The organism is Haemophilus haemolyticus, assembly GCF_001679045.1.
Lineage (GTDB): Bacteria > Pseudomonadota > Gammaproteobacteria > Enterobacterales > Pasteurellaceae > Haemophilus > Haemophilus haemolyticus.
Genome location: NZ_LYCK01000012.1, coordinates 423262 through 444529, shown reverse-complemented (window position 1 = coordinate 444529; position 21268 = coordinate 423262). Strand labels below are relative to the sequence as shown.

The 21268-nt window shown below is 37.2% G+C and carries 22 protein-coding genes; 11 read left to right on the top strand and 11 right to left on the bottom strand.

What is annotated here, in order from left to right:
- Positions 1–32 precede the first annotated feature (32 nt).
- From lsgA to A8M50_RS05490, 7 genes are read left to right on the top strand one after another with little or no spacing between them, the layout of a single operon-like run.
- Positions 33–1238, top strand: a complete 1206-nt coding sequence (gene lsgA / locus A8M50_RS05520; RefSeq protein WP_005645393.1) for a lipooligosaccharide flippase LsgA — start codon at positions 33–35, stop codon at positions 1236–1238.
- Positions 1235–2149: a lipooligosaccharide biosynthesis sialyltransferase LsgB gene (gene lsgB, locus A8M50_RS05515; protein ID WP_005645498.1), complete on the top strand. Its 915-nt coding sequence runs from the start codon at positions 1235–1237 to the stop codon at positions 2147–2149. Before lsgA ends, lsgB begins: the two co-directional genes overlap by 4 nt.
- 1 nt (position 2150) lies before the next feature.
- The gene (gene lsgC / locus A8M50_RS05510) at positions 2151–3212 is read left to right on the top strand and encodes a lipooligosaccharide biosynthesis family 4 glycosyltransferase LsgC (RefSeq protein WP_005645499.1); all 1062 of its coding nucleotides are present in this window, start codon (positions 2151–2153) and stop codon (positions 3210–3212) included.
- Between the two features lie 11 nt (positions 3213–3223).
- A complete protein-coding gene (gene lsgD, locus A8M50_RS05505; RefSeq protein WP_005645485.1) occupies positions 3224–3997 on the top strand; it encodes a lipooligosaccharide biosynthesis galactosyltransferase LsgD in 774 nt (257 codons plus the stop codon).
- Between the two features lie 11 nt (positions 3998–4008).
- On the top strand, positions 4009–4890 hold the full coding sequence (gene lsgE, locus A8M50_RS05500) for a lipooligosaccharide biosynthesis N-acetyl-glucosamine transferase LsgE (protein ID WP_005645507.1): 882 nt from the start codon (positions 4009–4011) through the stop codon (positions 4888–4890).
- Between the two features lie 9 nt (positions 4891–4899).
- The gene (gene lsgF, locus A8M50_RS05495) at positions 4900–5703 is read left to right on the top strand and encodes a lipooligosaccharide biosynthesis galactosyltransferase LsgF (RefSeq protein WP_005645300.1); all 804 of its coding nucleotides are present in this window, start codon (positions 4900–4902) and stop codon (positions 5701–5703) included.
- Positions 5704–5711: 8 nt separating this feature from the next.
- Positions 5712–6806, top strand: a complete 1095-nt coding sequence (locus tag A8M50_RS05490) for a lytic murein transglycosylase (RefSeq protein ID WP_005645463.1) — start codon at positions 5712–5714, stop codon at positions 6804–6806.
- A gap of 33 nt (positions 6807–6839) precedes the next feature.
- On the opposite strand, the gene A8M50_RS05485 is transcribed toward A8M50_RS05490, so the two are convergent.
- The 8 genes from A8M50_RS05485 to A8M50_RS05450 form a co-directional block, all read right to left on the bottom strand.
- Positions 6840–7157, bottom strand: coding sequence for a c-type cytochrome (locus A8M50_RS05485; RefSeq protein WP_005645360.1), 318 nt, complete (start codon positions 7155–7157; stop codon positions 6840–6842).
- A 3-nt stretch (positions 7158–7160) separates the two neighbouring features.
- Positions 7161–7643, bottom strand: a complete 483-nt coding sequence (locus tag A8M50_RS05480) for a TlpA family protein disulfide reductase (protein ID WP_005645417.1) — start codon at positions 7641–7643, stop codon at positions 7161–7163.
- Positions 7630–8304 carry an ABC transporter ATP-binding protein gene (locus tag A8M50_RS05475; protein ID WP_005645335.1) on the bottom strand — a complete coding sequence of 225 codons (675 nt, stop codon included), beginning with the start codon at positions 8302–8304 and terminating at the stop codon, positions 7630–7632. The genes A8M50_RS05480 and A8M50_RS05475 overlap by 14 nt, the downstream gene beginning before the upstream one ends.
- A gap of 41 nt (positions 8305–8345) precedes the next feature.
- Positions 8346–9500, bottom strand: a complete 1155-nt coding sequence (locus A8M50_RS05470; protein WP_005645407.1) for an ABC transporter permease — start codon at positions 9498–9500, stop codon at positions 8346–8348.
- Positions 9487–10827 (bottom strand): ABC transporter permease, encoded by a 1341-nt coding sequence (locus A8M50_RS05465; RefSeq protein ID WP_005645337.1) that lies wholly within the window; start codon positions 10825–10827, stop codon positions 9487–9489. Before A8M50_RS05465 ends, A8M50_RS05470 begins: the two co-directional genes overlap by 14 nt.
- 2 nt (positions 10828–10829) lie before the next feature.
- Positions 10830–12245, bottom strand: a complete 1416-nt coding sequence (locus A8M50_RS05460; protein WP_005645332.1) for a Fe-S-containing protein — start codon at positions 12243–12245, stop codon at positions 10830–10832.
- Positions 12246–12341: 96 nt separating this feature from the next.
- On the bottom strand, positions 12342–12863 hold the full coding sequence (locus A8M50_RS05455; protein WP_005626197.1) for an iron transporter: 522 nt from the start codon (positions 12861–12863) through the stop codon (positions 12342–12344).
- Between the two features lie 27 nt (positions 12864–12890).
- Complete coding sequence (locus A8M50_RS05450; protein WP_005645427.1) at positions 12891–14798, bottom strand: FTR1 family iron permease; 1908 nt, start codon at positions 14796–14798, stop codon at positions 12891–12893.
- A 181-nt stretch (positions 14799–14979) separates the two neighbouring features.
- On the opposite strand from A8M50_RS05450, the gene A8M50_RS05445 reads away from it, so the two are divergent.
- The 4 genes from A8M50_RS05445 to qseC all read left to right on the top strand — a co-directional run bounded on the left by A8M50_RS05445 (position 14980) and on the right by qseC (position 18449).
- Complete coding sequence (locus tag A8M50_RS05445; RefSeq protein WP_005645373.1) at positions 14980–15867, top strand: Dyp-type peroxidase; 888 nt, start codon at positions 14980–14982, stop codon at positions 15865–15867.
- Between the two features lie 132 nt (positions 15868–15999).
- Entirely contained in the window at positions 16000–16365 is a 366-nt protein-coding gene (locus tag A8M50_RS05440) for a YgiW/YdeI family stress tolerance OB fold protein (protein WP_005645310.1), read from the top strand.
- A gap of 65 nt (positions 16366–16430) precedes the next feature.
- On the top strand, positions 16431–17093 hold the full coding sequence (locus A8M50_RS05435; RefSeq protein ID WP_005645425.1) for a response regulator: 663 nt from the start codon (positions 16431–16433) through the stop codon (positions 17091–17093).
- A complete protein-coding gene (gene qseC / locus A8M50_RS05430; protein ID WP_005645444.1) occupies positions 17094–18449 on the top strand; it encodes a quorum sensing histidine kinase QseC in 1356 nt (451 codons plus the stop codon).
- A 50-nt stretch (positions 18450–18499) separates the two neighbouring features.
- Here the strand turns inward: qseC and A8M50_RS05425 are convergent, their stop codons facing one another.
- Genes A8M50_RS05425 through A8M50_RS05415 form a run of 3 tightly spaced genes read right to left on the bottom strand, consistent with a single transcriptional unit; the run spans position 18500 to position 21268 of the window.
- On the bottom strand, positions 18500–19873 hold the full coding sequence (locus A8M50_RS05425; protein WP_005645346.1) for a sodium-dependent transporter: 1374 nt from the start codon (positions 19871–19873) through the stop codon (positions 18500–18502).
- Positions 19874–19932: 59 nt separating this feature from the next.
- Positions 19933–20568, bottom strand: coding sequence for an endonuclease III (gene nth, locus A8M50_RS05420; protein WP_005645462.1), 636 nt, complete (start codon positions 20566–20568; stop codon positions 19933–19935).
- A gap of 1 nt (position 20569) precedes the next feature.
- A complete protein-coding gene (locus tag A8M50_RS05415) occupies positions 20570–21268 on the bottom strand; it encodes an electron transport complex subunit E (protein ID WP_005635976.1) in 699 nt (232 codons plus the stop codon).

Here is a 21268-nt window from a genome sequence, read left to right as displayed (position 1 = left end):
CGCTCGAATTCATCAAAAGTGCGGTTATATTTATGAAAGTTTTTAAAGACAGTGTCATTTACCTTGTTGGGGAATTATCGTCAAAGTTAGTTCCTTTTTTACTTTTGCCTTATTTATCGCGTAAATTGGGCGTAGAAGGGTATGGCTCACTTTCTTATTATCAAACTTTTTTAAGTTTATTTTTGATTGTAGTTTCTTTAACCCAAGAAGGCGCAATTTCCCGTTATTTTTATTTTTACGGAAAACGTTCATTAAATTTAGTGGTGAATACCGGCTATGCTTATACCACGATAATTGGCTGCATTATTTTAATTGGTTGTTGGATTGCCCAGTCAGAAATATTGTTTTATGCCGCACTTTCCTCAATTTTCCAATCTTTCTTAAATGTTCAGTTAAGTGTAAGACAATGCCAGAAAAAGGCTTGGTCCTATGCTTTTATTCAATTTTCACTCACTGTTACTGGTGCGGTATTTACCGTCGCACTGCTCGAGTATTATCAAAATGATCTTGTTGAAAAAAGAATTTTGGCCATTTTATTGAGTAATTTAGTCGTTTGGTTTTTTTCTTATTTTCTTTACAGAAAGAGTGCGACATCTAAAAAATATCAATTTAAACATTATCAATCCGCATTATTTTATATTTTAGGATTTGGATTGCCGCTTATTTTGCATCATGCGAGCTTTTTCTTAAAAGGGCAGTTAGACCGTATTTTTATTTATCACAAATTCAGTGAAACAGATTTAGGGCTTTATGCCATGGGCGCACAACTTGCTTTGGTCGTTTCAATTGCTATTCAAGCACTTAATAAAGCGATCATTCCCTATTTTTATGAAGCCTTAAAACAAAAAAAAATAGTGATTCAACAGTTACATAAATGGGCGTTATTTTCCTTTTTGCTGATACCTATCCCTGTTTTAATCATGTGGATTATTCCTGAGGATGTGCTAGTTTGGATTTTAGGTAGCCAATTTGTGGGAACGAAATATTATTTTATTTTATTTTTAATTTCGACCACATTAAGTATTCCTTATTTGATTTTAGTTAATTATCTTTTCTATTATGGAAAAAATAAACTCATTTCCCAATGTTCGGTTTTATCTACAGTTATTTATGTGGCAAGCCTTGTAACTTTAACTTTTACAGAAATTAAATATATCCCTTATGCTGGAATTATTGGTTCGCTTTCCATTATTCCTATTCTTTATGTTATGACATCTAAAGTGAGTAAAACCCTATGAATCTCATTCTTTGTTGCACACCATTGCAAGTATTAATTGCGAGAAAAATAATTGAATTACATCCTAACGAGCAGTTCTTTGGCGTCATGTTTGGTGGTGTATGGGATAAAAAAAGAACCTTGTACGCGAGTAAATTAGCGGAAGTTTGTAATGATTCGATCAACATTGATACGGGAAAAGATCTAAAAGGTTTCGATTCCCTAAAATTAATGCGCCAGCTTAAGAATAAAATTACGCATAAAGGTTTTGATAAGGTTTTTCTCGCCAATCTTAATTCATTATGGCTACAAACTTATCTTAGTCATGTTTCATTTAAAGAGCTTTATACCTTTGATGATGGCTCAGATAATATTTTTCCACATCCTAATTTATTGAGAGAGCCTGATACATTTAAATATAAACTGATTAAAGCCTTTATTGGCGATAAATATAGTGTGAATAAATTATTTAAAAAAATAAAAGAACATTATACGGTTTATCCTAATTATAAAAATATTGTTTCCAATATTGAACCTATTTCCTTATGGGATAATAAAGTAGATGGTGAGATAGATGGCGAGGTCTCATTTTTTATTGGGCAACCATTGTTAAATACAAAAGAGGAAAACATCTCATTAATAAAAAAATTAAAAGATCAGATTCCTTTTGACTATTATTTCCCTCATCCAGCAGAAGATTATCGAGTGGATGGGGTAAATTATGTTGAATCAGAACTCATTTTTGAAGATTACGTATTTAAGAATTTAGCAGATAAAAAGGTGATTATTTACACGTTCTTCAGTTCTGTTGCGTTTAATTTATTAAGTCATCCTAATGTAGAAATTCGTTTTATTAGAACGAGTATTCCAAGATGGCAATTCTGTTACGATTCATTTTCAGACCTTGGATTAACGATTTATAAGGAAATTTAAGATGAAAAAAATTGGTTTCTTTATTATGAATATCGAAAGTGCGGGGGGAACGGAGCGCGTTTCCATTAATGTTGCTAATGCTCTTGCTAAACAGGGATATGATGTTTCCTTTATTAGCATTGGCGGTAATAAGCCTTTTTTCCAAGTCGATGAAAAAATTAATATTTATGCAATGAATAAATTGCCCTATTCATTGAAAAAAGATTATTTTTCTATTACAAAAAAATTAAGAGAATTGGTTAGAGAATTGCAGCTAGATACTTTAATTGTGGTTGATGGTGCGATTATGCTTTTTTCTGCTTTGGCGTTGGTCAATTTACATGTAAAGCATATTTTATGGGAGCATTATTCTTTTAACTTTACAGGCAATCGTCTAGTTCGCACACTCGGTAAATATTTAGCTTCTACAAGATGTGATAAAGTCATTACATTAACCGAGTCAGAGAAAACGCTGTGGCAAGAAAAATTTAAAACGAACAATATAATCAGTATTGCTAATCCAAATACGCTTTTGCCAAAGAATAAATTAGCAAAATGGGAAAATAAAACTATTTTATCTGTAGGGCATTTATTTTCTTATAAAGGTTTTGATTATTTATTAAAAGCCTGGCAAGTTTTAGCAAAAAATCACCCAGATTGGAATTTAAAAATAGTGGGATCGGGTGAGGAAGAAGAGAATTTAAAAAATCTTGCTAAAGCATTGGATATTGAAGATTCAGTTAATTTTATTCCTCGTACCAATGATGTCGCTTTTTATTATGAAAGCAGTTCAATTTATTGTTTACCTTCACAAACAGAAGGCTTGCCTTTAGTGGTTATTGAAGCAATGGCATTTGGCTTACCTATTGTTGCCTTTAATTGTTCTCCAGGTGTAAAGCAATTAGTCGAACATAAAGAAAATGGTTTTCTGTGTGAACAAAATAATATTGAAGAAATGGTTAATGGTTTAGATTTATTAATGAATAATCCTGAACTTTATCAACAGATGTCAGACAAATCTCGTTTAATGAGTGAAGATTATGGCATTGAGAAAATTATTGAAGAATGGAAAGCGATTTTATAAGGAATAATTTTATGTTAAAAAAATATTTGATCTCTTTAGATAAAGATATTCAGCGTCGGGAATTATTCTTTTCTCAAAAAAATACTGAGGATTTCCAAATTTTTTCTGCCATTAATACCATGCAAAAAGATTGGGATGAATTAGCCTCTATTTTTAATATTGAACAATTTAAAGCACATTATGGCCGTAATGTGACTAAGGGCGAAATCGGCTGTACATTAAGCCATCTTTCTGTGTACCAAAAAATTGTTGAAGATAATGACATCGCTGAAGATAGTTATGTGTTAGTCTGTGAAGACGATGCTTTATTCCACTCAGATTTTCAGCAAAATTTAACCGCACTTTTATCAGAAAAACTTGAGTCTGAAATTGTATTGGTTGGGCAGTCAAAAATTAATGATTTCAATGATGCCGATTTAGAAATTAATTACCCGACAACTTTTTCTTTTTTATGCAAAAAAACAGGCAATGTAAATTACGCTTTCCCTTATAAAAGTTATTTTGCTGGAACTGTGGGCTATCTTATTAAAAAATCTGCTGCAAGAACATTTATCCAGCAAGTTTCTCAAAACAAACCATTTTGGTTAGCGGATGATTTTTTACTCTTTGAACAGGATTTTAATATAAGAAATAAAGTGGTTCGCCCTCTCATGGTCATTGAAAATCCTGTATTGATAAGTAATTTAGAAAGTGTTCGTGGATCTTTATCCAATAATTTGTTTAAAAAATTAATGAAATATCCATTGAAAAAAATCTTTGCGATTAAGAAAAATTTGGCTAATTAAAGGAAGGAATTATGTTAAGCATTATTGTGCCTTCTTATAATCGAAAAGCAGAAGTGCCAGCTTTATTAGAAAGTTTAACTCAACAAACATCGACCCATTTTGAAGTGATTATTGTGGATGATTGCTCAAAAGAAAAAGTCGTCGTTGAGCAACGCTATTCTTTTCCAGTTACAGTGATTCGTAATGAAACGAATCAAGGTGCAGCAGAAAGTCGTAATATTGGCGCGCGTGCATCAAAGGGAGATTGGTTGCTTTTTCTCGATGATGATGATCGTTTTATGCCAGAAAAATGTGAAAAAGTATTACAAATTATTGAACAAAATCCGAATATTAATTTTATTTATCATCCAGCTAAGTGTGAAATGGTCAATGAAGGGTTTACTTATGTGACTCAACCGATTGAACCTCAAGAAATCTCGACAGAACGTATTTTGTTAGCCAATAAGATTGGTGGCATGCCAATGGTTGCAATTAAAAAAGAGATGTTTTTAAAAATAGGCGGATTATCGACCGCACTTCGTTCTTTGGAAGACTATGATTTCTTATTAAAACTGCTGCAAGAGCCAAGTTTTAAACCTTATAAAATTAATGATCCACTGACTTATTGTACTTTCCATACTAAACGTTCAAGCGTGTCTACGGATACTACCAACACGCAAAAAGCGATTGATTATATTCGTGAGAATTATGTGAAAACGGTAGAGCAAGCTTGTAATTTTGATATTAACGCGAGCTATATTTTGGCTTATCCCCATATCATGAATTTATCGCGTAAAGCAGCAAAATATTATTTTGATATTTTTAAGAAAACAAAAAGCATTAAACAATTCATTATTACGTTGGTTATTTTAATTTCGCCAAAATTAGCCATTAATTTAAAACGGTTTATGTAGGAAAATAAAATGAAATTTTCAGTCCTTATGTCCTTATATATTAAGGAAAATCCTCAATTCTTGCGGGAGTGTTTTGAAAGTCTTGTTGCACAAACTCGTCAAGCAGATGAAATTGTATTGGTTTTTGATGGCGCAGTAACGCCAGAATTAGAATCCGTTGTGACGGAGTTTGAAACAAAACTGCCATTAAAATTAGTTAAATTGCCACAAAATCGAGGCTTAGGCAAAGCCTTGAACGAGGGGTTATTGCATTGTGTTTATGACTGGGTTTTTCGTATGGATACGGATGATATTTGCGTGCCTGAGCGTTTTGAAAAGCAAGTGGCGTTTATTGAACAGCATCCTGAAACTATCATTTTTGGCGGACAAATTGCCGAATTTGGTGAAAATGTAAATGATATTGTGGCATATCGTAATGTGCCAACGTCAGCTCAAGAAATTATCAAATTCACGCAAAAACGTTGTCCGTTTAATCACATGACGGTGGCATATCAAAAAAGTGCGGTCATTAATTGTGGTGGATATGAAGATCTTCAAGAAGATTATTATTTGTGGATCAAACTTGTCGCACAAGGTTTATATGTGGCGAATTTGCCAGATATTTTAGTTTATGCACGAGTAGGAAATGGCATGGTGAGTCGCCGCCGTGGCGTCAATCAAGCCAAAGCAGAATGGCGTTTGTTCAAATTGAAATACCGTTTGGGAATTCAAGGATTGTTATCTGGATTATTTACTTTTGCATTGCGTTTTGGTTCTCGTTTATTGCCAACCTCGCTATTGAAAAACCTTTATCAAACTTTTTTACGTAAATAGGAAATACGATGAAATTAAATATTTTATTTAAAATTTCTGCATTATCCACCGTACTTTTTTTAGTTGGCTGTTCTAGTTCGTCTGATATTAAGCCTGTGGTCAATAGCACCAGTTATACTAAGCAAAGAACACCAGAAAATTTTAATGATTATGTTCAATTTTTAAAAGGTAAAGCCGCCGCTGAAGGTGTGTCATTATCGGTATTAAATGCTCAAAATAATATTCTCTATATGCAAAAGGCAGTAGATTTAGATCGTGAACAAGCCGGTAAAATTCGTAAAAGAGATCCTAATTCACCTCCAGTAGCTAATCCGAATGGCACGAGCAATTATCTCAATAGAGTGCTAACTCAAAATAAAGTGAATGTTGCGGGTGAGCGTTATTGGGAAGTGCAAGTGCCATTGCAAAAAGCAAGCCAAAAATATGGTGTTCAGCAGGAGTATTTGCTTGCGTTATGGGGAATGGAAAGTAGTTTCGGGCATTATCAAGGCAAATATGATGTACTTTCTGCAGTGGCAACGTTGGCTTTTGAAGGTCGTAGAGAAAAATTATTTACGAAAGAATTTATCTCAGCCATGAAAATGCTTGAAAAAGATCATATCCAACGTGAACGTATGTTAGGTTCGTGGGCGGGCGCGATGGGACAAACTCAGTTTATGCCAAGCACTTTCTTACGTTATGCGGCTGATGGAAATAATGATGGCGTAAAAGATATTTGGAAAAATCAGTTTGATACTTTCGCTTCTATTGCAAATTATTTGCATACAGTAGGCTGGGATAATAATTTGCCTTGGGGCGTAGAAGTGATGCTCACCCAACCTATTGATTTGAGTTATTCTGGTACAGAAAGCAATAAAGCTCGCTCTTTAAAAGATTGGCAAGCGATGGGGTTAATTTTAAAAAGCGCCAATCCACAGGAGCAAGCCAAGTTAAGCACACTTGAAAATGCTCAACTTTGGTTAGTTCGCCCTGATCGCGAAGCGGGCAGAGCATTTTTAGTTTCAAATAATTTCCGTACTATTTTAGATTGGAATAAATCTAATTATTTTGCGTTGAGCATCGGTATGTTTGCTGAACGGATTAAAGATAATGTAGGGTTGTGATAAAAATGCGGTCAATATTGACCGCATTTTTGTTTACTTATTTTTCAATGTCGGCACAAACTCAGATAGCATTTTTATCTCTTCTTCACTTAATCTGCTTTTTACCATATTGCCTGCACCTTGTATTTTTCCACTTTTACGATCAGAAAGTGCGGTGTAAATTTCCTCTGAATTTAGCGTATTGATAATTTGGGATTGTCCCAATGCTGACTTTTCAGCGGATTTTCCATGGCAAGTCGCACAGGTTCGTTTATAAAAATTTTCAGCTTGTTCCATATTTACATCAGCCAATACAAATTGGCTGGCAGTGAGTAAGCTTAAAGAGAGTAGAGTAGAGTAAATTCTTTTCATGGGTTATCCTTTAAATAATTTAGTTAAATCGTCTTCGGGAATTTTGCCTTCATATTTAGCTTGAATGTTTCCTTCAGGGCTAATGACAAATGAAGTTGGCGTGCCGATAAGTTGATAACGTTCCGCTGTAATTTTCATTTGATCTTTGATTACAGGCAAATGGAGTTCTCGTTTAGCCACGACGGCTTTGGTGTCCATTTTATCGCTATCCACATTAATCGCAATGAGTGAAACTTTTCCTGGATTCTCTTCTGCGAGTTTTTCAAATTCTTTTAACTCTGCGATACAACGTCCGCAAGTTTCTGACCAAAAAATAAGTAAGCGAGTGCCTTTCCAATTCTCAAGGTTTGCAGGATTGCCTTGAAGATCATAGGCAGCAATATCAGGCGCTTTTTGCCCTATTGAGGCAACTTCATCTTTACAAGAAACGACGCCAAAAATAACCGCACTTATGGCAACTAATTTTAATAGTTTATTTGTTCGCATGATTTTCTTCCTTTACAAATTTTCCGTGATGTAAATAAATAACACGATCGGTGAGTTCACCTAACTCTGGATTATGCGTCACCATTACAATAGTGCGCCCTTGTTGATTAAGTTTTGTGAGTAAGTCTAAAACTAATGATTCATTTTGCTCATCTAAATTTCCCGTTGGTTCATCAGCAAAGATAACGGGCGGTTGATTCACTAACGCACGCGCAATGCAAACACGTTGTTGCTCACCGCCTGAAAGTTGGCTAGGGCGGTGATTAATTCGATGACCTAAGCCTACTTGTTCCAATACCGCTTTGGCGGATGTTTCATCAATCACGCTGTGATAATGTTGTGCCAGCATCACGTTTTCAAGAGCGGTCAAATAAGGGATTAAATGGAATTGTTGAAACACTAAGCCAATTTTTTCTGCGCGGAAACGTTGACGACCGACTTCATCTAATTGTGCCGCATCAACACCATCCAAAATCACTTTTCCTTCGCTAGCGGTATCTAAGCCCGTTAAAATATTCATCAGCGTGGTTTTACCTGAGCCTGATGCCCCCATAATGGCAACAAATTCCCCTTGTTTGATTTGAATATCAATATCTTCCAGCGCGGTAACTTGCCCGAAGCGTTTATATAAATGTTGGGTTTCTATTACAAAGTTGGTCATGGTTTTTCTCTTTTATTATCTAATTTATAAGCATTTCATTTTTACTCACCCTTCAACACATTCGCCACATTAATACTCAATGCTCGACGTGTTGGAATAATAACAGCCACAAATGCCACTAATAACGAAAGTACAATCGTAATTGGCAATACAGGCAGTCGCATATCAATATAAGATTTGAATACGGTTATTCCCAATACTTGAGCTAATAAATAACCCAAGCCAAGTCCGATAATAATGGCACAAAATGCGATAATTAAAATTTCTGTGCTGATTTGGCGAATGATGTCTAATTTTCTCGCGCCCAGGGCTTTCTGTAAGGCAAATTCTTTGGAGCGTTCGCCAACAATTGCAATTAAGGTCGTATTCACACATAAGGTTGCAAGTACTAAAATCACAAGGGAAATTAAGCCCATTAAGCCTTTAATTTTTTCTAAAATTTGTCCTTCTGAGGCGGAAACTTTACGGATCGGGCGAGCGGTTAAATCAGGATATTGTTGCATGATTTTTTCGGCAAATTGATCTACCGTATTCACACCTTGCTCATTTTGCACATTGAGTAAGGCGTTGTTTACTACACCTTCTTTATCTAGCCAATTTTGGGCAAATTCAACATTTACAATGAGCATATTATCAGTTGCATCACCGGCTTCTACAATTCCTTTAATGTTGAAACTATGTTTTTCTACGGCATTTTTAGAAAGTTGTAGGCTGTCTCCCACTTTTACATGTAATCGTTCAGCGAGGGTTTTTCCGATCATCGCATTGCGATCGTCAAAGTTTACGTTGATCGCTGATCCTGTAATTTGCCAGTAAGGGGCGAGGATTCGCATAGCATCAAAATTTACGCCCATCAGTACAATTTTTTCTAAATCACTACGTGCGACGCCATAAAGATAAGGACTAGCTGCAGTGATAAAACCATCGGGTGCTTTTTGTAAAATTGCGTTTAACTCTGCTTGATTCATCATTCCGCCATCGGCTGAACCAATGTAGAAATTTGCTCCGAAAGTACGCAGTTCTTGGCTCATTTTGGTGTTGATGTCGAAGTAAACCGCTGCCATTGCAGTGACGATGCTTGCTCCCACTGTAAGTGCGGTGAAAATAATGAATACTCGTTGGAGGCGTAATCGTAATGCGCGGAAAATTAATCGCCAGAACATGCTTTGAGTATTTGCGTTTTTATGCTCTGCCATAAAGCACCTCGACAGGGTAAAGTTTAGCGATTTTATGCGCAGGGAACCAAGTGCCAATCACAGCAATAAGAATGGAGAGCACGAGAACACAAGGCACGACGATCCAAGCAAAATCAAGAGGCGCACCGAATAAGGCGGCACCGATAAATTTGGCTAATCCCCATCCGGCTAAACAGCCAAATATTCCGCCTACTAATGCACTTAACACCGCTTCGCAGTAGAACAGTAAGGTAATTTGCCATTGATAAGCGCCCAGTGCTTTCATTAAGCCAATTTCTTTTGAGCGTTCGATAATTCCTGCGCTCATTAAGGAAGCAATACCCATTGCCGCAGCGATTAATGCCGCGAAGGTAACGACCGCAAGTAAGAGTTGGATTTTACCAATGACTACACCTTCAGACGCAGCAACTTGCCAAATTGGGCGAACCATTGCACCAGAAATCGCTTCTTCTAATTGATGGGAAATTGAAGAAACATAAGCGGTGCAATACCAACGGTCGTAGGCTTCCGCATCTAAGGCATCAGTATTGGCGCGCGCTTTACGGGAAAGATCGTTTTCTGGCACAGTGAGGGCAGATACGCGGACGGATTGCACTTTGCCTTCTAAACCAAGCAAATTTTGTACCGCACTTAGGGGCATAACAAGCTGATTATCTTCTGTTCCACCGGTACTTAAAATGCCTTTAATTTCTACCGCACTTTGTTGGCTTTCGCCGTTATCGTTTGTGTAGCTTAAGCTAAGTTTATCGCCAATTTTCCAACCATTACTTTTGGCAAGTTGTTCGCCTGCAAGTGCAGGGACGACTTCGCCAAAGTCATTGTTTAAATCATCAACCCATTCCCCTTCCACTTTCCAATAAGGGCTAATGATTCGTTGCCCCGTGTGGTAATCCTCTTCATCGGGCACGGCAATATTATGATCAAAAAAGGTACCAAGCACATTAATCGTTTTTGAGGCTGAAAGTGCGGTGGAATTTTGTGAAGATTTTGTCACTTGCACATTTGCTGAAAGCAACGGGGCAAACCCCACGATATTATTTCGCCAGAAAATATCTTTGATATTGGGAAGTTCTTTCTCATCTAAAAAATCTTGGCTAGATAATGAAGCACTATGGCTGAGTTCATCAGGCAATGCCGCATTGCTAGCTGGCTCTACCAAAATATTGGCACCGTAAGATTTCAGCTCTTTCGCCATTTTGTCACCAATATCAATGGAAACTGCGAGCAGCGCAGAGACTAAGCCTGCTGCTAAGAAAATAGTGATAATGGCGAGCAATTTACGTTTGATACCAAATCGCCAAGATTGAAATAACATTCTAGCAAGCATTGTTATTCCCCTTTTGGATTTTCGTTTTTATTAATGCCGAGATAGTTATCGGGATTATCGCGGAATAAATCGAGATTTTTTTCGTTCTCAAAGAAATAAGTATGCCCTTCGTGGCTATATTTATATTCAGTTTTAGTGTTTTTGAGTTTAGCGCCACTAATCGGATCTTGTACTTCAATTTCCACAATCGTACTGAATAGATTTAAGCCATCTTCAAGGCTTTTACGAGAAATCACGATTTCATTTTCAGTTTGTTGCCAATTTTCAATAGGTACAGGGTTACAACCGCCTGGTTTACCGATAGATGGAATAAAGAGATGCACGCCACAACCAACGCAGACCACTTGATTGCCTTGCATAACATAGCCTTGATCGCCGCAGAGTAGGCAAGCATCGAATACTGCCGCCATACTGACTTTATTCGGTTGGCGATTGATAATAAAAAAGCGTACGGCTTTGCCATCATCAGCAATCCAAACGAAACGGTGAAGTTTACCGTCTTTAAGTGGCTCAAGTGCTAAATGTACTTCATTTTTGTCATTAAGTTGTACTGGAACCGCTTCGGAAAGTTGTGGTGGTTGAGAGGCAACTTTTTCCCAATAAAGTTGGCTTGCAGCTACAAATAAAATACCCAATATGCCCCAGTAAATGGTGCGTTTTGATGTTTGTACGAAGGCTAATTTTTTGCGTTGTTCAATAAGATCTTTTTCAGCTTTTGCTTCTCTTAAACGTCTTGAATGTGTTTGAATGGTAAAAATACACAAAACAACGAGCATTAACGCAACACAAATGATATTGAGCCAAGCGGTGATTTCCCCTGATTTTGCCACAAAACTTAACCGCACTTTGGTGAGTTCAATGAGTTGTAATTTCATTAAGGTAAGCAACAGTTCTGCTACAAGCGGAAGAATTAAAGCGATAAAAAGTAAAAAGCTGAGTGCAAAAAGTGCGGTGGATTTTCCTTGTGTTTTTTGTTGCTGTTTAAGTAAGAAATAGAGCCATGCACTTGAGGCTAAACTAAAAATCACACCAAAAATGACCGCACTTATATTTAAAATAAAGTCAGTGTTAATAACATCTGTATTGGTGAGTGCAGTGATGTTTGGATCTTTTGCCCAAGTTGCCCCTGCAATAAGCATTAATGCAAATTGCCAGAATGCGGCAAGGTTTGATGATTTGCTCCATTGGCTGATTGCAAAAAGTAAGAAGATAATTAAAAAGCCGATGGTTAGAATAAGGTTGGTGGTTTGTCCATTAGGAATATTGAGTCGTAGGACAACACCTAAAGCCAAGCCAATAAGGCTTAGCCAAATAAGCGTTTTAGGCGAAATGTTGCCTTTTTTGATTGCCCAAGATGCACCGAGTAAAAGCGAAATTGGCAAAAGAGATTGCAGAACAAAAATGAAAAAATAAGTCATAGAAAGAGGATTTTTAAATGGTAGGGTGGGCTTTAGCCCACCGTTTTTTCACGTCTGATTGTTAATTGGTGGGCAGAAGCCCACCCTACAGCACTATTATTTTAAACCAGTAAATTTAAATTCATAATTTACATCAAATGGTTTCCACCAACGACCCACGCCAGTTTCTTCATCAGTGTGGCGGTGCATACCTGCTTTTGGTGGCGGATCAATATGATAAGTTAATTTGTAGTTACCCACGCCCATCATTTTGATGTTTGCGCCATAGTGTGGGCCATCGCCAGCAACCATTGGCATGAATGTACCTTCTTGTTTAGCACCAGTATCAGTGTTGACTAAAGTATAGTTGATGGTTAAATAAGGCATCCATTCACCTTCACCAAAACCGTTTTTGTTACCTTTCACCGCGTGAATGTCTGCTTCTAAGTGAATATCAGATTTTGCTGCTGGTAAGCCCATGCCGCGAGGTTCCATATCCACTGGTTTTAAGTAAACCGCTGCAATTTCCATGTCATTCATGGTAACCGCTTCACCGATTGGATATTCTTGGAATGCGTAAGCAGAAGTTGCTGCAAACATTCCTGCTAATAAACTTGCGCTAAGAAGTGCTTTTTTCATAGTTTCTCTCCTGAGATGAGTTTTGAGTTAATTTGATACCGCTTTTTTGCTTTGATATTTCATAACAAACAAAGCAAAAATAGCAGCAAGAATTAAGATTGCTTGTGGCACAAGGGTTTCCACATAAGGATAAACACCTAACCACGAGATTTCTGGTACACCGTTAATTAATGTCGGTTCAAACAGTTTACCTTCAATAAGTTCAAGTACAGATTTGCCAGCGAACACAAATGCCATTAAATACATAAATGAACCGGTAAACATAAAGAATGGTTTTAATGGCAATTTAACCACGGTGTAACGCATTACAAAGTAGCAAATCGCCAGTAAAATCACCCCGCAAATAAAGCCAGCAAAAAGATAGGCTAAACTTACCGCACTTTTCGCATCGCCAACTAGAGCATAATAGAACAATACGGTTTCTGCGCCTTCACGATATACTGCGAGGAAACTGGTAAGCCATAAGCCGAATAGAGAGCCTGCCGTTAATGCCGTTGAAAGTTTGCCTTCAAGATAGCGTTTCCAGTTTTGTGCTTCGACTTTAGAAAGCAACCAGTAACTCATACTAAACAGCATAAAGACCGCAATAATCATTGTGAAACCTTCAAGCAATTCACGGTTTTGCCCTGAGTTTTCAAAAATAAGTTGGAAGATGAATGCGGTAACTACGCTTGCCCCTAACGCAATATAAACGGATTGGCGAATAACTGGCAATTTATCGTGATGATTGTTTTTCACCATATAAGCCACAATAGCGGCAACGATTAACAACGCTTCTAAGCCTTCACGTAAAATAATAAGCAAGCTATATAAGAACATAGACCAATCACTTTGTTCGCCACCTTGCAATATTTGAACGGCTTTCGCTAAGTTTTGGCTTAAACCTGCAGCTTGTTCTTGTAATTTGTCGCCATTTCCCGCTTTCATCAGGCTGACTAAACGAGTGAAATAACCTTCTAATTCTGCTTTAAAATTGCTATCGCGCGAGCCTACTTTGTTTTCCATGCCAGAACTTTCAAATACATCAAAGTAAGTGTCTTGTACTGCAAGCATGGCTTTTTTCGCATCGCCTTGTTCGTAAAGGGCGATAGCTTGTTGAATCCGTTGGTTGATTTCAGTCGTAATTTTTGCCCAATCTTGATCTGTAACCTTATCTGAAGTTTGCGCTTGTGATTGTGTCGCTTGAGCATTTTGTTCATCGCGAGTAGTAGGCAAATTAGGAAGCTGTTCTTCAATATCTTGTAAGAGTTGTGTGCTTTGGTAAGCAATTTCTGTCATTTGATCAGGTTGTTCGCTCAAACGAATCAAATTATAGAATTGTTGATTGATCGCAGCTGAAATTTCAGAAGAGCGGTTAGTTCTAACCGACATTTCCATTTCAGAATTTTTGTAGCCGTCATATTGAGCTTGTTGGAATGCTTTTTTAGCATTGGCAAAATCGCCGCTTTCATAAGCGCTAATGGCTTGTGCGATGAAATCATCAATGGTTTTGAAACTTTGTTGCCAATAAGGTTTGATCGCTTGATTATCATAAACGCCGTGCTGACTGTCAGCATTGAGTTGATGCCCTTCAACAAGAGAAGGTAAAACTTGCTGTAATTCATTTTTTAAACCGTTGATTTTGGCTTGAACCTCATTCATTGGTTTACCTTCGCCAATCATTTTGCGAATTTCACCAAAAGTGGCTTCCATTTGATAGCTTTTTTGCGCAGAAAAATTAATGCGAATGGGACCTTCTAAATTTTCAAATACTTCAAAATATGCCATTTGTACTTCGGTTTTGGCATCATCAATTTTGTTTTCTTTAAGAAGTTGTTCGGTATGATTCAAGCGTTGAGTGATGTCATCAACCCATTTTTGATAGTTATCGGCAAAGACTGCTTGAGAAAATAAAAATAGTAAAGATATGCTGATATAACGTAAAAGGTACGGCATAGAACTAATAACCTTATAAATGAAATCTATTCGTATTTGAAAGATATATCTAATGAGAAAAAATCTCAACAATAAATTTGAATTTTTGCTACTTAGATCAAGTTTTATTTGAATATTTAAGATTTTTTAATGGCTGTTGTATAATACAAGCGTTTTCCAATTGCCCTTTTAGGAGATTTTTATGACAGCACAAACTGGTATTTTGCTTGATAGTTGCAAAGCAGGCGTATTTTTAGAAGCAAATATCTCAGATTATTCTCAGATCTCAGTGGCGGCTCGCCAATTCCTTACTCGCTTAGAACAGCTTCAACAGACTTATCCCGAGGCACGTTTGGGGGCGGTGGTTGCTTTTGGTGATAAAGCTTGGAAAACCCTTGGTGGGCAGGATGCACCAGAGCTAAAACCTTTTGTTACTTTAGGAAAAGGTGATTTAACTGCGCCAAGTACACAAACTGATCTTTTAGTGCATATTCAATCGTTACGCCCTGACGTTAATTTTTCTGTGGCACAAGCTGCAGTGAATGCTTTTGGTCAAGCTATTGATGTTCAGCAAGAAATTCATGGTTTCCGTTGGGTGGAGGAACGAGATCTCACTGGTTTTATTGACGGAACTGAAAATCCAAAGGATGCACAACGAGCAGAAGTGGCATTAATATCAAATGGCAATGATAAAGACGGGAGTTATGTGTTTACTCAACGTTATGAACATAATCTCGCTAAATGGGAAAAATTAAATACAGCAAAACAAGAAAATGTGTTCGGACGCACCAAAACGGATAGCGTAGAAATGGAAGATAAGGCGGATACTTCTCATGTCGGTCGTACAGATTTGAAAGAGAATGGCAAAGGTTTAAAAATCTTACGTCAAAGCTTACCTTATGGTACAGCCAGCGGTACACACGGATTATTCTTTATTGCTTACTGTGCAACGCTTTATAACATTGAACAACAGTTACTTAATATGTTTGGTGAAAAAGACGGAAAAACTGACCGCATTTTAGGTTTCACTAAGGCTGTAACGGGCGCTTATTATTACGCACCGTCTATTGAGCAGTTGAATAAACTTTAATTTATGAGAAACCTAAATTAAAAAAATTTAGGTTTTTTTATGTTTCTTAATCTTTTCTTAAGATTTGTTTGTTTTAATACACACATCCAAGCAATGGTGCTTGAAATTAACTTACTTAATAAAGGAAACATTATGAAAAAATTTGCATTAGCAACAATCTTCGCATTAGCAACAACTTCTGCATTTGCAGGTTTTAATGGCGGAAATACTCAAGGCGGTTTTCAGCAAGCAACCCCTTCAGCAATTAGCGTAAAACAAGCTTTATCTGCAGCAGATAATTCAATGATCACTTTAGTGGGTAATATCACACAACAAATTGATGACGATGAATTCTGGTTTAGCGATGGTACGGGTCAAATCAAAGTGGAAATTGAACGTCACGTTTGGAATGGTTTAAATGTAGATCCAAGCGATAAAGTGAAGATTTACGGTAAACTGGATAATGAAGCATTCGAGAAAGCAGATCTTGAAGTATTACGTATCGAAAAAGTAAAATAATCATTCTTTGAAAATGGCGAGCATTAGCTCGCTGTTTTTGTTTATAAAGAGCGGTCAATTTTTTTATGAGAATTTTATTGATAGAAGACGATAATCTAATCGGCAATGGTTTACAGATTGGTTTAACTAAACTTGGTTTTGCCGTAGATTGGTTTACGGATGGTAAAACTGGAATGGATGCTTTAGTTTTAGCGCCTTACGATGCCGTAGTGTTAGATTTAACTTTGCCGAAACTTGATGGATTAGATGTATTGCAACAATGGCGTTCTAAGAATCAAGATGTACCCGTATTGATTTTGACTGCCCGTGATACCTTAGATGAACGAGTCAAAGGTTTACAAAGTGGTGCAGATGATTATCTTTGTAAGCCTTTTGCTTTAGCTGAAGTTGTGGCTCGCTTGCAGGCACTTATTCGTCGTCGTTATGGTCATCATCATTCGGTGATTGAGCACGGCGGCGTTAAACTCGATCCAAATCAGCGTTCTGTTTTGCTAAATAATCAACCTATTTCTTTAACAAGCCGTGAATATAAATTACTTGAATTATTTATGCTGAATAAAGATCGTGTATTGTCTCGCTCATCGATTGAAGAAAAATTATCAAGCTGGGATGAGGAAATCAGCAGTGGGGCATTAGATGTGCATATTTATAATCTCCGTCAGAAATTAGGTAAGCAATTTATTCGAACAGTGCACGGCGTAGGATATGCGTTGGGAGTAACCCAATAAATGAAAAACAAACGTTTAAGTTTTCGTCTTATTTCTGTTCTTTCTTTCACCGCACTTTTTGTGTGGGTAGTTTCTACGGCTGTCGCTTGGTGGCAGGTGCGTAGTGAAGTGAATGATGTTTTCGATGCCCAGCAAATTCTTTTTGCTGAACGTCTTGCCAATTCAGATCTTAGCCATATTCTGTTAGAGCATGTGGAAGATATTAATAAAATCCAGTCACATTCTTTCAAGAAAAACTATGATGATGACGCATTGGCTTTTGCTATTTTTTCTAAAGATGGAAAACGTTTATTAACAGATGGACGTAATGGCGATAATTTTGTATTTGATAATGAAATTGGATTTGCAAAAGGCTATATGCTGAATGATGACGATGAATGGCGTATTTTCTGGCAGCCTGTAGCGAATGGAAATTTGATTATTGCCGTTGGGCAAGAGCTTGATTACCGCGAAGATTTAATTGAGAAAATGATCTTTGGGCAAATGTGGATTTGGTTTGCGAGTTTGCCTATTTTGATCATCGTTTTAGGATGGTTGATTCATAAAGAACTTCTACCGATTAAACGTTTAAGCCAAGAGGTTCAAACGAGAAAATCTGGTGATGTGTCATTGCTGAATACAGAGGGCTTACCTGCTGAGATTTTACCCTTAGTAAAAAATTTAAATCAATTTTTTGACCGCACTTCGGCTATGCTACAACGCGAACGTCGTTTTACCTCTGATGCCGCCCATGAATTGCGTAGTCCATTGGCGGCACTGCGTATTCAAACTGAAGTAGCTCAACTGGCGGGTGATGATAGGGAATTACGAGAACAAGCACTTTTGCATTTAACACAAGGGATTGATCGTGCATCGCAGTTAATTGAGCAACTTTTGACCCTTTCAAAACTGGATAATTTACAAGAATTGGAAGAGTTACAGCCTATTGATTGGGATGGCATCATTCAGTCGCTGATTGCTGAGCGTTATTTTGTGGCTGAAAAGCGTAAAATTACCTTGGCTTTTGAGAAAGAATCTGAACCCAAGCAGAAGCAAGGGCAACCAATTTTAGTTTCATTGATGCTTAGAAATTTACTCGATAATGCCATTAAATATTGCCCAGAAGACACAATTGTTTCAGTGAAAATCGCATCTTCTCAGATTATTATTGAAGATAATGGTGGTGGTGTTGAACCTGAAGATTTGAAAAAACTTGGTCAGCGTTTTTATCGTCCAGCTGGGCAAAATGAAAAAGGCAGCGGTTTAGGGCTTTCTATTGTCATGCGAATTGCGGAATTACACGGATTCAAAGTGCGGTTAGAAAATGTTATAAAAGAAGGGCAGCGAATTGGCTTAAAGGCACAAATATTTTTATAGACATTTTCTTTAAAAAAAAGAAAACCGAGTAAAGACTCGGTTTTTCTTTTTTAGAATAGGTTGCTGATAAAGATGACTAAAATAATCACTGGCACAACGAATTTCACATAGTTAAACCAGATTTTAGTGAATGTTGAGTCAGGTGTTGGAGAAAGTTCTTTTTTCGCTTCATCTTTTAACACGAAACCAACGAAAATAGCACAACCAAGTGCGGTCAGCATAAAGAGAATATTTCCACTGACATAATCATAGAAATCAAAAATGCTTTTGCCGAAAATGGTGACATCTTTCCATACATTATCCCCTAAAATTGCTGGAATATTACCTAATATAAAAATCCCACCAAGGGTTAAGACAATCGCTTTGCCACGGCGCATTCTGAGCTTTTCCTGTAATGCGGTAATGATCACTTCATAAATTGTGATAGAAGTAGTTAGCGCAGCAATTAATAATAAGCCGAAGAAAATAATTGCAAAGAATTTACCCGCCCATAAGTGAGAGAATACGATAGGTAAACTTTGGAATACTAAAGTTGGGCCTGCATTTGGTTCAATCCCAAAGGTGAAAAGTGATGGGAAGATCATAAAGCCAGCAAGTACAGCAATAATTGTGTTGGTGAAACCTGTAATAACTGCAGTTTGTATTAAGTCTTCTTCTTTATTTAAGTAACTGGAAAGCGTAATTAATACGCCAAAACCAAGACTTAATGCGAAGAATACTTGACCTAAAACGAAGATAAATAATTGTGGTGTAATTTTGCTGAAATCTGGTTTTAAATAAAATGTAATTCCTTCCATTGCACCAGGTAATGTGACGTTGCGAATAACCATTCCAATGAGGAAGATGAATAGCAATGGCATCAAATATTTTACAGAATGCTCAATCCCGCCAATGATCCCTTTAGCTAGAATAATGTAATTCACCACAACAAATAAGAAGGTGTATAGCATAATTTCATAAGGGCTATTGCCAATATGCAGCTCGTAGAAATCTTTGGCAACATCTTTAGTAATGGGGGCTGAGATATCTAAGGTACCGCTGATTAGGCTAATGATATAAGAAATAACCCAGCCACCAAGTACCATATAATACGCCATGATACCGAATGAACCGAGTAATCCCATGTAGCCAAGGATTTTCCAATATTTGGAAATATCTTTTCCTTTATCCAGAATTTTATCACCAAAGGCATCAATGGAGTTTACACGTAAGCGGCGGCCGATCACGTTTTCAACCAGAATCATCGGAATACCTATTACGATCATTGCGATACAGAAAAGTAGAACGTAGGCTCCGCCACCATTTTCGCCCACAAGGTAAGGGAAGCGCCAAGTAGCGCCGAAACCGACAGTTGCGCCTGCGACAGTCATTACATAAGTGAGTCGGCTCGACCAAGTTTGTCGCTGTTTATTATTTGTTGTCATTTGTTTTCCTATTTTTAATAAAAAGTGCGGTAAATAATTAGAGTGTTTTATCGCAAAAATTAAAACTCAATTTTTTCTTTATATTCACACAGATCTTCAATAATGCATGAGCCACAACGAGGTTTACGTGCGATACAAGTGTAGCGCCCGTGTAAAATTAACCAATGGTGAACATCCACTTTAAATTCATCAGGTACGACTTTAAGCAGTTTTTCTTCCACTTTTACCACGTCTTTACCAGGTGCAAAATTAGTTCGATTGCATACACGGAAAATATGGGTATCCACCGCAATGGTTGGATGACCAAATGCCGTATTTAGTACAACATTGGCTGTTTTTCTACCCACTCCTGCTAATGCCTCTAAGGCTTCGCGATTTTCGGGCACTTCACCGTTGTGCTTTTCAATTAAATCACGGCAGGTTTTGATAATATTTTCTGCTTTACTATTAAAAAGCCCGATAGTTTTAATATAGCCTTTTAAACCATCTAATCCTAAATCTAAAATCGCTTGTGGCGTGTTTGCAACAGGGAATAGTTTTTCTGTCACTTTATTCACGCCTTTATCGGTTGCTTGTGCCGATAGAATTACCGCAATTAATAATTCGAAAGGCGAATTATACTGTAATTCTGTGGTCGGGTGGGGATTTTGATCTCTTAATCGGGTTAATATTTCGATTCTTTTTAATTTATTCATCTTATTTATCAATTCGATTTTTTATTGCAAGGAGCAAGCCTAATCCTATAAATGCGCCTGGTGGCAGAATGAAAAGTAAAAAGCTACTGTCTGTATGGTAAATATGGAGCGTTAAAAATTTAGCTTGTTCGCCAAATAGATTTTCGATGCCATCAAAAACCGTACCTTGTCCAATGATTTCACGCAATGCACCAAGTACTGTCAAGCTAAGTGCCATCCCTAATCCCATTGAGAAACCGTCCCAAACTGAATGGAGTAAGCTGTTTTTTGAGGCGAACGCTTCTGCTCGACCAATCACAATACAGTTGGTAACGATGAGTGGAATAAAAATCCCAAGTGATTGATAAAGCGTATAGGTATAAGCATTCATTAAAAGTTGAACGACAGTTACTGTTGTCGCAATAATCATCACGTAGATTGGAATGCGGATTTCATTCGGAATATATTTACGGAAAAGCGAAATAACCGTATTTGTGCAAGTGAGCACAAGCATTGTCGCTAAACCTAAACCCAGTGCATTGGTGGCGGTGCTAGACACCGCTAAAAGCGGACAAAGCCCGAGAAGTTGAACAACCGCTGGATTATTTTTCCAAATTCCTTGAGTAAAGATTTCTTTCCACATGGACTTTTGTTGATTTTCAACCGCACTTTCTATTTTTTCTTCTTCAAGTGCGGTATTTTTTTCAGTTAAATCTGTCAT

Excerpts from the sequence above, each read along its gene's own strand:
- A8M50_RS05465 (WP_005645337.1), bottom strand. The coding sequence starts at position 10,827 with ATGCTTGCTAGAATGTTATTTCAATCTTGGCGATTTGGTATCAAACGT.
- A8M50_RS05435 (WP_005645425.1), top strand. The coding sequence starts at position 16,431 with ATGAGAATTTTATTGATAGAAGACGATAATCTAATCGGCAATGGTTTA.
- A8M50_RS05480 (WP_005645417.1), bottom strand. The coding sequence starts at position 7,643 with ATGCGAACAAATAAACTATTAAAATTAGTTGCCATAAGTGCGGTTATT.
- A8M50_RS05455 (WP_005626197.1), bottom strand. The coding sequence starts at position 12,863 with ATGAAAAAAGCACTTCTTAGCGCAAGTTTATTAGCAGGAATGTTTGCA.
- lsgA (WP_005645393.1), top strand. The coding sequence starts at position 33 with ATGAAAGTTTTTAAAGACAGTGTCATTTACCTTGTTGGGGAATTATCG.
- A8M50_RS05475 (WP_005645335.1), bottom strand. The coding sequence starts at position 8,304 with ATGACCAACTTTGTAATAGAAACCCAACATTTATATAAACGCTTCGGG.
- lsgE (WP_005645507.1), top strand. The coding sequence starts at position 4,009 with ATGTTAAGCATTATTGTGCCTTCTTATAATCGAAAAGCAGAAGTGCCA.
- lsgB (WP_005645498.1), top strand. The coding sequence starts at position 1,235 with ATGAATCTCATTCTTTGTTGCACACCATTGCAAGTATTAATTGCGAGA.
- A8M50_RS05490 (WP_005645463.1), top strand. The coding sequence starts at position 5,712 with ATGAAATTAAATATTTTATTTAAAATTTCTGCATTATCCACCGTACTT.
- A8M50_RS05440 (WP_005645310.1), top strand. The coding sequence starts at position 16,000 with ATGAAAAAATTTGCATTAGCAACAATCTTCGCATTAGCAACAACTTCT.
- A8M50_RS05470 (WP_005645407.1), bottom strand. The coding sequence starts at position 9,500 with ATGGCAGAGCATAAAAACGCAAATACTCAAAGCATGTTCTGGCGATTA.
- A8M50_RS05445 (WP_005645373.1), top strand. The coding sequence starts at position 14,980 with ATGACAGCACAAACTGGTATTTTGCTTGATAGTTGCAAAGCAGGCGTA.
- lsgC (WP_005645499.1), top strand. The coding sequence starts at position 2,151 with ATGAAAAAAATTGGTTTCTTTATTATGAATATCGAAAGTGCGGGGGGA.
- A8M50_RS05425 (WP_005645346.1), bottom strand. The coding sequence starts at position 19,873 with ATGACAACAAATAATAAACAGCGACAAACTTGGTCGAGCCGACTCACT.
- A8M50_RS05460 (WP_005645332.1), bottom strand. The coding sequence starts at position 12,245 with ATGACTTATTTTTTCATTTTTGTTCTGCAATCTCTTTTGCCAATTTCG.
- A8M50_RS05485 (WP_005645360.1), bottom strand. The coding sequence starts at position 7,157 with ATGAAAAGAATTTACTCTACTCTACTCTCTTTAAGCTTACTCACTGCC.
- A8M50_RS05415 (WP_005635976.1), bottom strand. The coding sequence starts at position 21,268 with ATGACAGATTTAACTGAAAAAAATACCGCACTTGAAGAAGAAAAAATA.
- nth (WP_005645462.1), bottom strand. The coding sequence starts at position 20,568 with ATGAATAAATTAAAAAGAATCGAAATATTAACCCGATTAAGAGATCAA.
- lsgF (WP_005645300.1), top strand. The coding sequence starts at position 4,900 with ATGAAATTTTCAGTCCTTATGTCCTTATATATTAAGGAAAATCCTCAA.
- qseC (WP_005645444.1), top strand. The coding sequence starts at position 17,094 with ATGAAAAACAAACGTTTAAGTTTTCGTCTTATTTCTGTTCTTTCTTTC.
- A8M50_RS05450 (WP_005645427.1), bottom strand. The coding sequence starts at position 14,798 with ATGCCGTACCTTTTACGTTATATCAGCATATCTTTACTATTTTTATTT.
- lsgD (WP_005645485.1), top strand. The coding sequence starts at position 3,224 with ATGTTAAAAAAATATTTGATCTCTTTAGATAAAGATATTCAGCGTCGG.